This window comes from Planococcus dechangensis, assembly GCF_042654465.1.
Taxonomy (GTDB): domain Bacteria; phylum Bacillota; class Bacilli; order Bacillales_A; family Planococcaceae; genus Planococcus; species Planococcus dechangensis.
The window spans coordinates 1,932,118-1,945,727 of the sequence record NZ_JBHSGL010000005.1 but is presented as its reverse complement, the minus strand read 5'-3'; the positions used below and the strand labels follow the sequence as shown (position 1 = coordinate 1,945,727).

The following is a 13,610-nucleotide window of genomic DNA, read 5'->3' as shown; positions in this document are numbered from 1 at the left end:
TAGAGTAGTGTTGATTGCTCAATCGTTGCTGGCGCATCGCCGTCCGTAGACGCGCGATTCGCTTTGATCTGCTTGCGCTGATCAGTAAGTTCGCCGCGATCACTCGCGGCTGTATTGTTGACGTTTTGCTGTTCAGTTTTCAAGGTTCATGTTGTGCGCCTTGTTTTGGCGACTTGATAAATATACCACGCTCCAAAACATACGTCAACAGTTTTAAAGAAAAACTTTTCCTTTCACCAAATCTCTTTCTATTAAGAAACAAAAGAGCTCGCCAATGAAACGGCAAGCTCTTTTAATATCTCTTATTCTTCTGTATCTGCTTCTGGACTTTCATTTGTTTCATCTGAAACAATTTCATCTTCTTTATAGACATCCGCTTCTGCACTTTCTTCGATAATGGCTTCCACGTTGTCCCCTTCAGCTAGCTCGGCGACTTCCGCCACCTCTTCGGCATCCAAGTCTTTTTTCACTTTGGTGACGGTAGCAACGACTTCTTCATCACCGAGACGGATTAGACGGACGCCTTGAGTGTTTCTGCCAGTCGTCGAAATATCTTCGACGTCCATACGGATCAAAACGCCGTGTTGGGTGATCAGCATGATATCTTCAGTGCCATTTACAGCACGGACGGCTACGAGCGGTCCGTTCTTCTCTGTAATGTGGCAAGTCTTGATTCCCATGCCGCCTCTCGACTGAACGCGGTACTCAGCTTCTTTTGTCCGTTTACCGTATCCTTTTTCAGTAATGACCAAGATTTCATCATTAGTCTCCAATGTTTCCATGCCGACGACCTGATCGCCTTCACGCAGACGGATGCCGCGGACGCCGCTTGCTGCGCGCCCCATGCTGCGGATATCTGTTTCCGGGAATCGGATCAATGCGCCATCGCGTGTTCCGATAACAATTTCTTTGTTGCCATCTGTCATCTTGACCGAAATCAATTCGTCATCTTCGCGTAAATTGATGGCGATCAATCCATTTTGGCGGATATTGGCATAGCTGATTACTGGAGTACGCTTGCTGAGTCCACCGCGTGTTGTAAAGAAGAAGAAATCGTCTTCTTTAAACTCTTCGACACGTATTACGGCAGTAACTTTTTCATTCTTGCCGATTTCCAAAAGGTTGACGAGTGGCAAGCCTTTCGCAGTCCGGCCGTACTCAGGAACCTGATAGCCTTTTTTGCGGTAGACTTTCCCTTCGCTCGTGAAGAACAGAATGGTGTCATGTGTTGAGGTGTACAACAGATGTTCGACAAAGTCATCATCATTGGTGCCCATTCCCTGAACTCCACGGCCGCCGCGCTTCTGGCTGCGGTACGTATTGGCAGGCAGACGCTTGATGTATCCGTTATGCGTTAAGGTCAACACCGAAGCTTCGCGTGGAATAAGGTCTTCATCTTCGATCATTTCTGAGCCGCCGACGGTAATTTCTGTACGGCGTGCATCATTAAAGCGGTCTTTAATTTCTAGTATCTCTTCGCGGATGATCTCAAGAATTTTCGAACCGTCAGCCAAAATCTCGCGCAGTTCATTGATGAGAGCGACAAGCCCTAAGTATTCTTCTTCAATCTTATCGCGCTCAAGGCCAGTCAAACGCTGGAGGCGCATGTCCAAAATCGCTTGAGACTGGCGCTCGGACAAGTTGAAGTCATTGATCAAGCCGTTGCGTGCTTCTTCTGCTGTTTGGGAACCACGGATCAATGCGATGATGGCATCGATGTGATCTAGTGCAATACGCAATCCTTCTAGGATATGCGCACGGTCTTCCGCTTTTTGCAGATCGAATTCCGTACGGCGGCGAATGACGACTTTCTGATGCTCCAGGTAATGATAAAGAACATCTTTCAATGACAACACTTTCGGCTGTCCATCGACAAGCGCGAGCATATTGATTCCGAAGCTTGTTTGCATCGCTGTCTGTTTATAGAGGTTATTCAATAGGACATTGGCGCTTGCATCTCTGCGCACTTCAATGACGACGCGCATCCCGTTACGATCAGATTCATCGCGCAAGTCGGTGATGCCATCAATTTTCTTGTCGCGTACAAGTTCTGCGATTTTTTCAATCAAACGCGCTTTGTTGACTTGATAAGGAAGTTCGTGGATGAGGATGGTTTCCTTGCCGTTCGGTTTTGTTTCGATTTCAACGACCGCACGGATTAACACCGAACCTTTACCGGTTTCGTAGGCGCGGCGGATGCCGCTCCGTCCGAGGATGATGCCTCCGGTCGGGAAATCTGGGCCAGGAAGATATTCGATCAATTCTTCCGTCGTGATGGCCGGGTTATCTGCTAAAGCAAGAACCGCATCGATTGTTTCTCCGAGGTTATGGGGAGGGATATTCGTAGCCATCCCCACCGCAATCCCTGAAGTACCATTGACGAGCAAATTCGGGAATCTGCTTGGCAATACCATCGGTTCTTTTTCCTGGCCATCATAGTTTTCTTGGTAATCAATCGTGTTTTTGTTTAAATCACGTAAGATTTCCATAGAAATTTTTGACATCTTGGATTCTGTATAACGCATGGCTGCCGCTGCATCGCCGTCGACGGATCCAAAGTTTCCGTGTCCATCTACGAGCATATAGCGGTAGCTGAAATCCTGCGCCATCCGTACCATTGTTTCGTAAACCGCGCTGTCGCCGTGTGGGTGGTATTTACCGATTACATCGCCGACGATACGCGCTGATTTTTTATAGCCTTTGTCCGCTGTAATCCCGAGGTCGTGCATCGCGTACAAAATACGCCGGTGCACCGGCTTCAGGCCGTCCCGGACATCGGGTAACGCACGAGAGACGATAACACTCATTGCATAATCGAGAAATGATGTGCGCATCTCCGTGCTGATATTGATTTCTTCTATTCCGCTGCCTGACCGTTCCGCCATATCCGCAGCCCCCTCTCAACTCGTGATGTCTTAAACATCCAAATTCTTAACATAGCTGGCATTTTCTTCGATAAAGTTGCGGCGCGGCTCGACGTCATCCCCCATAAGCATATGGAAGGTCTCATCCGCTGTCATCGCATCTTCAAGCGTGACTTGCAGCAATGTCCGGAAATCCGGATCCATTGTCGTATCCCACAATTGGGTAGCATTCATCTCGCCAAGTCCTTTGTAACGCTGGACATGCGGCTTTGGCGTTGCCGGTAATTCAGCGAGCGCTTTTTTCAACTGAGCGTCGGAATATACATAATCGACGTGCTTGCCTTGTTTGATCTGGAACAATGGCGGCTGTGCGATGTAAATATAGCCGGCTTCGATCAGCGGGCGCATATAACGGAACAAGAACGTCAACAGCAAAGTCCGGATATGGGCACCGTCAACGTCGGCATCGGTCATGATGACGATTTTATGGTAACGGGCCTTATCCAGGTTGAACTCTTCACCGATTCCAGTGCCGAGTGCCGTGATAATGTTGCGGATTTCCGCATTGACAAGAATTTTATCCAGACGTGCTTTTTCTACATTGAGGATTTTCCCGCGCAGCGGCAAGATTGCCTGGAAATGGCGGTCGCGTCCGGATTTTGCGGATCCGCCCGCCGAATCTCCCTCTACGATATAGATTTCACTGATTTTCGGGTCGCGTGATGAACAATCCGCGAGCTTGCCTGGCAAGCTCGACACTTCAAGAACCGACTTGCGGCGGGTAAATTCACGCGCTTTTTTCGCCGCTAATCGAGCATGGGAAGCCATGATGCCTTTTTCGAGGATCTTTTTAGCCGTTGATGGATTTTCCAGCAAAAAGCGTTCAAAGCCGCCCGAGAACAAGTTATTGACAATGGTCGAGACTTCGGTGTTGCCGAGTTTCGTCTTCGTCTGGCCTTCGAATTGAGGATCTGGGTGTTTGACGGAAATGATTGCCGTCAACCCTTCGCGTACATCTTCACCGGTCAAATTCGCTTCGGCATCTTTCAGAATGCCTTTTTTGCGACCGTAATCGTTGATAACACGGGTCAACGCCGTTTTAAAGCCGGATTCATGCGTTCCGCCTTCGTGCGTGCTGATGTTGTTGGCAAATGAGAAAACATTGGCCGCAAATCCTCCGTTGTATTGCATTGCGACTTCGACACTGATGCCGTCCCGCTCCGCTTCAACAAAAATCGCTTCTTCATGAAGCGGATCTTTTGATTTGTTCAAATGTTCTACATAGGATTTAATCCCGCCTTCGTAGTGGTAAGCCTTTTCCTGTTCATGGCCTTCCCGCTCATCGATGACGACGATTTTCAACCCCCGATTCAAATAAGCGAGCTCACGCAGGCGATGATCGAGAATATCGAATTCATAGACTGTCGTTTCCTGGAAAATATCGCTATCCGCTTTAAAACGGATGGTCGTTCCTGTCTTATCCGCTTCGCCGACTACCGCCAGTTCTTTTGTGACAGCGCCGCGTTCGAATTGGATGAAATGGCGCTTGCCGTCTCGGTGGACGTATACTTGCGTCGTTTCAGACAAGGCATTGACGACAGATGCGCCGACGCCGTGAAGACCGCCGGACACTTTATAGCCTCCGCCGCCGAATTTACCGCCGGCGTGAAGTACCGTCATGATGACTTCTACTGCCGGGCGGCCCATTTTTTCCTGCATATCGACCGGAATTCCGCGGCCGTTGTCTTCGACGCGGATCCAATCGTCTTTTTCGATCGTTACGCGGATTTCGTCACAATGGCCGGCAAGGGCTTCATCGATGCTGTTATCCACAATTTCCCACACTAAATGATGCAGTCCTCTCGATCCCGTAGAACCGATATACATGCCTGGCCGTTTCCGGACCGCTTCTAGGCCTTCCAATACTTGAATCTGGTTGGCGCCATATGATTGCTGGAGATTCGTATCTTCCATAGCCATTCCCTTCACCTGCTCTTTCTTCGCAACTCGTTATTTCCACTGACTTCTATAATCTATTTTGTTCCATTTTCTTCAAGAGTGCCTGGGTCCGGTAAGGCGACCCATAGACGAAATCATCGGTCACTACATAGGATTTCACTGCGTCCTGCGGCACCAAAAGCCGGACAAAAGCGGACGGTACGTATTGTTCATGATGGACCACCGCAATGATTTCCGTGGTGGCGATCAATTGGGCAGCTCCAATCTGTACATACATGCCGCTTCACTCCTTGACTGTTCCGTTCGTCACTTCAAACAGACGGGCGCTTTGGATGGTGTCGTGCTGAATGCCGTCGACGCTGGTCGTCGTGACAAATGTCTGGACAGATCCGCGAATCGTATTCAATAGATGCGATTGGCGGAAGTCATCAAGTTCAGATAATACGTCATCGAGCAGCAAGACAGGCGCTTCGCCCACTTCCTGCTTGATCAATTCGATTTCAGCAAGTTTCAGCGACAAGGCGGTCGTCCGCTGCTGCCCCTGGGAGCCATAAGTTTGGACGTCGTAGCCGTTAACAAAAAACTGCAGATCGTCCCGGTGCGGCCCGACTAGCGTTACGCCGCGTTCGAGTTCGCGCTTTTTCACTTCCTGCAGCTTGTCCCCTAAAAAAGACGCCATTTCAGCAGGCGTCCATTCGGGCTTCAAGCCGCTTATCGGCTGATAGCGGATCTCCAATTGTTCAAGCCCCCGGGAAATGCCGTGATGGATCGGTTCGGCCCATTTCTGCAGCAATTCCATAAACCGGAATCTTTTTTGTATAATTTTTACAGCCGCTTCAATGAATTGTTCTGTATACACTTCGAACATGACGTCATTGATGGCCTGTTTGCCATAATGCTGCTTTAATATATGGTTGCGCTGTTTCAACAGCTTCTGGTAATTGACGAGATCGTGGAGATAGACCGGCGAAATCTGGCCGATTTCCATATCGATAAAGCGGCGCCTGATTTGCGGGCTGCCTTTAACTAAATGCAAGTCCTCAGGTGCGAACATGACGACGTTTAACTGACCGACATAATCGCTCAGCCGCTTTTGTTCCAGGTGGTTCACTTTCGCTTTTTTGCCTTTTTTGGAAAAGCTGATTTCAAGCGGCAGTTTGCCGTATTTCCGGAACACATCAGCTTTAATTTTACCATATTCCGCGTCCCAGCGTATCAATTCTTTATCATTGCTCGTGCGGTGGGATTTCGCCATCGATAGCACGTACAGCGATTCCATGATATTTGTTTTGCCTTGTGCATTTTCGCCGATGAATACATTGATGCCTGGCGAGAAGTCGAGCTTGAGCGATTCATAGTTGCGGTAATTGACTAACTCGAGGTTGTCAATGCGCATCGAAGCTCATGCCTTCGGCGACAACGATGCGGAATTCCCCCGTCCCCGGTATGTTCACAGTATCTTCTGGACGCAATTTACGCCCTCTGCGATCTTCCGCTTCTCCGTTCACCGATACTTCTTGTTCACTCAAAAACCATTTGGCCATGCCGCCTGAACTGATGGTATCTGTCATTTTCAGCAATTGTCCCAATGTAATATATTCTGTCTCAATCCCGATTTCTTTCATAATGCACTCATCCTTCGATTCATAGTCTATCCCTTTATTTTACCCTATTTGGCCCTATAAGTAAAAAGGATAGCCTTTATGGGCTATCCTGAGGGTTTTGGTTCTGATTAATATGTTCGGACAGGAAGAATCAATTGAAGAATCGAGTCATCCAAAGCCGATTTCAAAATGAATGGGCGCATCGCTCCCGTAAACTGGATGACCACATCTTGCCCGTCGATCGCTTTCAAAGCGTCCATCATGAACTTCGCGCTAAAGGAAATCTTCAGCTCTTCACCGTCCACGCTTTGTGCCTGTAACTGCTCTTCGACTTTCCCGACTTCAGGAGAATTCGAAGAGACTTCCACTTCGCTGCCTTCGTTTGTCGAGAAACGCACAACGTTATTGCGTTCTTCACGCGCAAGTAGTGACGCACGGTCGATTGCCTGCAGCAATGAACGGCCGTTTACCGTTACCGTCGTTTTGTATTCAGACGGGATCAAACGCGATGTATCCGGGTAGTTCCCTTCCAATAGACGGGAGAAGAACAAGATGTGCTTCGATTTGAAGAGCACTTGCTGGTTGGTCATGACGATTTCGACCGGATCCGACGTATCGTCAAGGATTTTGTTCAATTCGTTCAAGCTCTTGCCTGGAATGACGACGCTGTACTCGCCTTCCGGCAAAGTTTCGAGTTTCGTTTTACGTCGTGCCAAACGGTGGCTGTCAGTTGCAACGCAAACCAGCTCGCCGTCTTTTACTTCCCAATGGACGCCAGTGAGTACCGGCCGCGTTTCAGAACTCGACACAGCAAAGACCGTTTCTCTATTGATTGTTTTCAACAGGTCCGCTGGAATCGTGAAAATGCGGTCGTCTTGGATATCCGGCAATTGTGGATAATCCATTGCGTCAAGCCCGATCAAATGGAATTCGGATTTTCCAGAACGGATATGCGTCTGGAAATTGCCGGTGATTTCGATTTCGACTTCATTAGTCGGCAATTTACGGACGATTTCCCCGAATACTTTGGCTTGAAGGACGATGCTTCCCCCCTCAGCGACATCAATCAGCTGCTGGCCATCTTCTTCTGCCGGGATGAAGGTTTGGATCGTAATATCGGAATCACTTCCTGTTAAGCGCATTCCTTCTGTAGATACATCCATTTTGATGCCTGTCAAAATCGGAATGGTTGTTTTTGAACTGACTGCTTTCATTACATCGTTTAAACCATCAACTAGTCGCTCACGTTTTATCTCGAATTTCATTCTCGAACCTCGCTTATATATATATTTTAGTTATTAGTACTTAAAAGACAGTAATAGTAGTAGGGGCTGTGAATATGTGGATAAGCCCAAAATGAGTAATAAAAGCAGCTTATCCACATGTAGACAAACTGTGCATAAGCTACTTAGCAAAAACGGGGGTTATCCACAGCGTTATTTACCGAGTGCGCTGCGAATTTCCTTCACATCTTGCTGAAGCTGTTGATTGTCTTTCAGTAGCGTGTTGATTTTTTCATGCGCATGGATGACCGTCGTATGATCACGGCCGCCGAATTCCTCGCCGATTTTCGGCAAGGAAAAATCCGTCATTTCGCGTGACAAGTACATCGCGATTTGACGCGGATAGGCGATATCTTTCGTGCGGCGTTTTGTTTTAAAATCATCCAACTTCACGTTGAACTGTTCCCCGACTGCGTTTTGGATGTCCAAAATGGTGATCACTTTCGGTTTCGAGTTCGGCATGATGTCTTTCAAGGCTTCTGCAGCCAGTTCCGCGCTCATGTCCCGGTTGATCAAAGAGGAATAAGCGACGACACGGATCAACGCGCCTTCAAGTTCGCGGATGTTGGAATCGATCGAATTGGCGATGTAGGTCATCACGTCATTCGGGATGTCCAGGCCGTCCGCTTTGGCTTTTTTGCGCAAAATGGCGATGCGCGTTTCCAGATCCGGCGGTGTAATGTCGGTGATCAAGCCCCATTCAAAGCGCGATCTGAGACGATCTTCGAGCGTTGGGATCTCTTTTGGCGGCCGGTCACTGGAGATGATGATTTGCTTTGATTCTTCGTGCAGCGTATTGAATGTATGGAAGAATTCTTCTTGCGTTTGTTCTTTTCCAGCTAAAAATTGAATGTCGTCAATGAGTAGAATGTCGACGTTGCGGTATTTATTACGGAAATCGACGGTCTGGTTGTCACGGATTGAGTTGATGAACTCGTTGGTGAATTTTTCCGACGACAAATAAACGACTTTGGCGTCCGGGTTGTGTTCGATAACATAATGTCCGATTGCGTGCATCAGGTGGGTCTTGCCAAGTCCTACGCCCCCGTAAATAAAGAGCGGGTTATAAGCTTTTGCCGGCGCTTCGGCCACTGCCAGTGAAGCGGCGTGCGCAAAGCGGTTGCCGGAACCGATGACAAACGTGTCAAAGGTATATTTCGGGTTCAACATGCCCGGCAAAAACTCTTGCTGCTCCGCCTGCCCCGGTTTAATGCGGGGAGCGGGAAGCTGGAAATCATCCATGTCTTGGTCTTTTGGCACAACAAATTTGATGAGTGCTTCGTCTCCTGTTAGATCTGTCAAAATGCCCGTAATTAAGTGCACGTAATGGTTTTCGAGCCAATCGCGCGCAAATGAATTCGGTGCTGAAATGGTTACAGTATCTTCTTTGTAAGACAAGAGCTTCGTTGATTTGAGCCAAGTTTCAAAACTGGGTTTGGAGATCCTTTTTTCGACTTGGGCTAAGACACTCGACCAAATTTCGTCTAAGTGTTCCAATAGCGTATCTCCTTTATATGTAAAGATTTTTTACAGTATACCATACACAAAACCACAGCCTGTGGATAAGATTTGCAAACAGGCTTGGGGAAAACTATCCACACCTTACCCACAATATGTGGATAACTATTTTGGGATAGAAATTGTTAACAAGTGAAAACAAAACAATGTTATCAAAAATCGATAGACATTACAAGCCTTTCTTTCAGTTATCCACATAGCGGCGTTTGTGCACATTTTTGATATCCACAGGTAGTTCCTATGTGAAAAACCTGTCGATAAGGCCTGTGGATAAAATTTTTCCGAAAAAAACTGGCCACAAGCAGTGCACCAAATAAGTTTTAGGATTGTGTATAACTCTCCTGCTTTTTCACACTGGCTCAACAGCCGCAGTTAAAAGAAATCATTGACATAGACAAGGCAGCGCCCTTATAATAGTCGAGACTGTCTTTAGAAAATAGTTAACTTTTATATAGGAGGTGTAAGATCATGACATTGCGCACATACCAACCAAATAAACGCAAACACAGCAAAGTGCACGGCTTCAGAGCACGCATGAGCACGAAGAACGGACGTCGCGTTCTCGCTGCACGTCGTCGTAAAGGAAGAAAAGTACTATCAGCTTAAAGTCCACTGACCGCATCAGTGGTCTTTTTTTTCTTTTTCGCCGGATTTGAGCGAAAATGCATCAAAATAAGCAAGTAGCAGGTGAAAAGATGAACAAGCAGCAGCGGATCAAGAAGAATACGGAGTTTCAGCGCGTCTTTAAAAAAGGGAAATCATTTGCGAACCGGCAATTTATCGTCTATATGCTGAAGGGCGACCAGGAAGAATTCCGCCTCGGCCTATCCGTCAGCAAAAAAGTCGGCAATGCGGTCACCCGCAATCGCGTAAAGCGCTATATCCGCCAGGCCTTCTTGGAATTGAAGGATGATCTCCTGCCGAACGCCGATTACATTATCATCGCCCGACCACAGGCGGCCACATTGGATTTTCATGAAAGTAAGAAAAGTTTGGAACATGTGCTGAAAATCGCACGCGCTTTGCCGAAGAAGTAGATGCCGGATATGTCCGGGTGTTACTATAGTAAGTAATTGAATAGAGTTTGGAGGAAATAAAGTGAAGAAGAGAACAGGATTGCTCTTCGCCTTGGTCGCTGTAGCCCTCTTATTGTCGGGCTGTATGGAGTTTGATCAGCCGATCACGGACGAAAGCGAAGGATTTTGGAATGGGTTTGTTGTCTGGCCGCTAGTATCGATCATTACGTTCTTTAAAGAGTTCCTAGGTACATACGGATTCGGGATTATTGCCGTGACGATCCTCATCCGTCTCGCATTATTGCCTTTGATGATTAAACAAACGAAAAGCTCGAAGCGCATGCAGGAAATCCAGCCGGAGCTGGCTAAATTAAAAGAGAAATACAAATCGAAAGATGCCGTCACCCAGCAGAAATACCAGCAGGAAATGATGGCGATGTTCCAGGAAAAAGGCGTCAACCCGATGGCGGGCTGTCTGCCGATCTTGATCCAGATGCCGATTTTGATTGGTTTCTACCATGCCATCAGCCGCATGAACGCAACACCAACGATCGATCTTGGCACATTTTTGATTTTCCCGCTCGCTGAACCAAGCATCATCTTGGCGATTACAGCCGGTTTGATGCAATTGGTCGTCTTGCGTACTGGCCCAGCGATGGACAACCCGCAAATGAAGGCGATGATGTATTTCATGCCGGTCATGATTGTCGGGTTCGGGATCATCTTGCCATCTGCATTGACATTGTACTGGGTAATCGGAAATATCATTTCATTTATCCAAAACATGTTCATTTACCGTCCGTGGGAAAAGAAAGAAGTGCAACAGCCTGTTAAAACGAAAACAGGAGGGGCTAAAAAGTGAAGCAGCTTACACAAACGGGGAAAACGGTTGACGAAGCGATTGCCACAGCCTTGGAGAAATTGAAAAAATCACCAGAACAAGTGACGGTTCGCGTTATCGAAGAAGGAAAAAAGGGGTTTTTCGGCTTTGGTGCAAAAAACGCGGAAGTTGAAGTGACCGTGAAGCAATCATCCGTAACGACGGAGGTTCCAGAAGCGGTAGAGTCAACAGCAACAGCGGGCGCCAAGCCTTCTGATGAAGAAATTGCTGCAGAAATGCCGGCAGCTCCGGTGCAAGAAGAGGGAGCAGAGCCGGATTTTGAGCAGCAAGATACAGAATCTGCCGATAAGCCTTCAAACGACATCGCCATTGCAGAAACGAAAACGTATTTGCAGGATGTCGCAAAAGGCATGAAAATCGACGATCTGTCCGTAACGCATGAAAAACAAGGAAAAACGGTGCGCTTTACGCTCGAAAGCGAAAAAGTCGCGGTGCTGATCGGCAAAAGAGGGCAAACCTTGAATGCACTGCAGCAATTGGCGCAATTGGTTGCCAATCGCCATGCTGAACAGTTCATGATTGTCGAACTCGATGCCGAGAATTATCGGGAACGGCGCCAGGAAACATTGGAGCAATTGGCGGACCGGATGGCGGATAAAGCGATCCGCACTGGCAACCGCGTCCAGTTTGAACCGATGCCGTCCTACGAACGAAAAGTGATCCATCAAGCGCTGTCACGGCGCTTAGATATCGATACGCATTCGGAAGGCAAAGATCCGAACCGCTATCTGGTCATCGAACCGCATAAATAAGTGAATGCCCGGCAAGCCATTACGATGAGCTTGCCGGGCATTTTTTTGTATGGAAAAACAAGGAGGAGAGCATATGGATCTGCGATAAATCAATGGTGTATATTTATGCATATCAAAATACCGCTCCAAAAACGAAAAAAGTAGCAAACAGAAGCACTGTGTCTTTCGGTTTCAACCGCTTTGTGGTATTGTAGTATGTTGTAAAGTCATGCGTATTTTGACTGTTGTCCACATGTGGACAACTTTTTTATCTCATAAATCAAGCTGGGGGTAACTGTGTTTTGGAAGCCTTCAGCGTTTTGTTGCAAGAGGAGGAATCATCATGATGGAATTCGATACGATTGCTGCGATTTCCACACCAAGCGGTGAAGGAGCCATCGCCATTGTCAGGTTGAGCGGACCCGAAGCGGTGCCGATTGCCGATCGTTTGTTCCGGGCGCCTACCAAAAAAGCGCTCGCCGATCAAACGAGCCATACCATTCATTACGGCCATATCGAAGATCCCGCAACGCAGGAAATGGCGGAGGAAGTAATGGTTGCCTTAATGAGAGCACCAAAAACGTTCACCCGCGAAGATGTCGTGGAAATCAATTGCCACGGAGGCATCGTATCGGTCAATCGTGTGCTGACACTCGCCTTACGGGCCGGCGCACGGTTAGCGGAGCCTGGAGAATTCACGAAACGCGCCTTCCTTAACGGGCGCATCGATTTGTCCCAGGCAGAAGCAGTCATGGACTTGATCCGCGCGAAAACCGACCGGGCGATGGACGTCGCATTGACACAGATGGAAGGCCGCTTATCACGCCTCATCAGCTCGCTGCGCCAGGCGCTGCTCGAATCGATCGCGCAAATGGAAGTGAACATCGATTATCCCGAGTATGATGACGTAGAAGAAATGACGCGCCCGATGATGCTCGAAAAAGCCAAATGGGTGCAAGCGGAAATCGCCAAATTGCTCCAGACTTCCCAGCAAGGCAAGATTTTGCGGGAAGGCTTATCGACGGTCATCATCGGACGCCCGAACGTCGGGAAATCGTCGCTATTGAATAGCTTAGTCCAAGAAAATAAAGCGATTGTCACTGAAATCGCCGGTACGACGCGCGATATCATTGAAGAATACGTCAATGTCCGTGGCGTGCCGCTGCGCCTTGTCGATACGGCAGGCATCCGGGAAACAGAGGATATTGTCGAGCGCATCGGCGTCGAACGCTCGCGCAAAGTGCTGAAAGAAGCGGATTTGATTCTCTACGTCCTGAATTATGCGGAAGCCTTAACAGAAGAAGACCTGCTGCTGTTCGAAGCAGTCCGTGATATGAACTATATCGTCGTCATCAACAAAACCGATCTGCCGCAAAAAATCGATTTGGCGCAAGTAAAAGAATTAACCAGCGATACACGCCTCGTAACGACTTCTTTAATTGAAGAAGAAGGCATCGACCAGCTCGAAGAAGCGATCGCTGAGTTGTTCTTCGAAGGGGAAATCGAAGCAGGGGATATGACCTATGTCTCGAATGCTCGGCATATCTCGCTTTTGCACCAAGCGCACGCCACCATTTCGGACGCGATATCAGCTGCTGAAATGGACGTGCCGGTCGATATGATCCAAATCGATGTGACCCGTACTTGGGAAATTCTCGGGGAGATCATCGGAGATACAGCGGATGACGGCTTATTAAATCAATTATTCTCGCAGTTTTGCCTAGGAAAATAAAT

12 protein-coding genes are annotated in these 13,610 nt (G+C 48.0%); 5 read left to right on the top strand and 7 right to left on the bottom strand.

Annotated features, from left to right (window positions below):
* Positions 1-302: 302 nt before the first annotated feature.
* The 7 genes from gyrA to dnaA form a co-directional block, all read right to left on the bottom strand.
* Positions 303-2,885 (bottom strand): DNA gyrase subunit A, encoded by a 2,583-nt coding sequence (gene gyrA / locus ACFO5U_RS12750; protein ID WP_377279442.1) that lies wholly within the window; start codon positions 2,883-2,885, stop codon positions 303-305.
* A gap of 30 nt (positions 2,886-2,915) precedes the next feature.
* The gene (gene gyrB / locus ACFO5U_RS12745; RefSeq protein ID WP_377279441.1) at positions 2,916-4,844 is read right to left on the bottom strand and encodes a DNA topoisomerase (ATP-hydrolyzing) subunit B; all 1,929 of its coding nucleotides are present in this window, start codon (positions 4,842-4,844) and stop codon (positions 2,916-2,918) included.
* 46 nt (positions 4,845-4,890) lie between these two features.
* Complete coding sequence (locus ACFO5U_RS12740; RefSeq protein WP_377279440.1) at positions 4,891-5,100, bottom strand: hypothetical protein; 210 nt, start codon at positions 5,098-5,100, stop codon at positions 4,891-4,893.
* Positions 5,101-5,106: 6 nt separating this feature from the next.
* Positions 5,107-6,219 carry a DNA replication/repair protein RecF gene (gene recF / locus ACFO5U_RS12735; protein WP_377279439.1) on the bottom strand — a complete coding sequence of 371 codons (1,113 nt, stop codon included), beginning with the start codon at positions 6,217-6,219 and terminating at the stop codon, positions 5,107-5,109.
* Entirely contained in the window at positions 6,209-6,448 is a 240-nt protein-coding gene (yaaA, locus tag ACFO5U_RS12730) for a S4 domain-containing protein YaaA (protein WP_377279438.1), read from the bottom strand. The genes recF and yaaA overlap by 11 nt, the downstream gene beginning before the upstream one ends.
* A 107-nt stretch (positions 6,449-6,555) precedes the next feature.
* Positions 6,556-7,692 (bottom strand): DNA polymerase III subunit beta, encoded by a 1,137-nt coding sequence (dnaN, locus tag ACFO5U_RS12725; protein WP_377279437.1) that lies wholly within the window; start codon positions 7,690-7,692, stop codon positions 6,556-6,558.
* A 171-nt stretch (positions 7,693-7,863) separates the two neighbouring features.
* Positions 7,864-9,207 (bottom strand): chromosomal replication initiator protein DnaA, encoded by a 1,344-nt coding sequence (gene dnaA / locus ACFO5U_RS12720; RefSeq protein ID WP_377279436.1) that lies wholly within the window; start codon positions 9,205-9,207, stop codon positions 7,864-7,866.
* Positions 9,208-9,696: 489 nt separating this feature from the next.
* Here dnaA and rpmH point away from each other — a divergent pair, with 489 nt between their 5' ends.
* From rpmH to mnmE, 5 genes are all read left to right on the top strand, one after another.
* Positions 9,697-9,834 carry a 50S ribosomal protein L34 gene (gene rpmH, locus ACFO5U_RS12715; RefSeq protein WP_106533324.1) on the top strand — a complete coding sequence of 46 codons (138 nt, stop codon included), beginning with the start codon at positions 9,697-9,699 and terminating at the stop codon, positions 9,832-9,834.
* Between the two features lie 89 nt (positions 9,835-9,923).
* Positions 9,924-10,265 (top strand): ribonuclease P protein component, encoded by a 342-nt coding sequence (rnpA, locus tag ACFO5U_RS12710; RefSeq protein ID WP_377279435.1) that lies wholly within the window; start codon positions 9,924-9,926, stop codon positions 10,263-10,265.
* A 61-nt stretch (positions 10,266-10,326) separates the two neighbouring features.
* Positions 10,327-11,106, top strand: coding sequence for a membrane protein insertase YidC (yidC, locus tag ACFO5U_RS12705; protein ID WP_377279434.1), 780 nt, complete (start codon positions 10,327-10,329; stop codon positions 11,104-11,106).
* A complete protein-coding gene (gene jag, locus ACFO5U_RS12700) occupies positions 11,103-11,897 on the top strand; it encodes an RNA-binding cell elongation regulator Jag/EloR (RefSeq protein WP_377279433.1) in 795 nt (264 codons plus the stop codon). Before yidC ends, jag begins: the two co-directional genes overlap by 4 nt.
* 325 nt (positions 11,898-12,222) lie before the next feature.
* Complete coding sequence (mnmE, locus tag ACFO5U_RS12695) at positions 12,223-13,608, top strand: tRNA uridine-5-carboxymethylaminomethyl(34) synthesis GTPase MnmE (RefSeq protein WP_377279507.1); 1,386 nt, start codon at positions 12,223-12,225, stop codon at positions 13,606-13,608.
* Positions 13,609-13,610 lie beyond the last annotated feature (2 nt).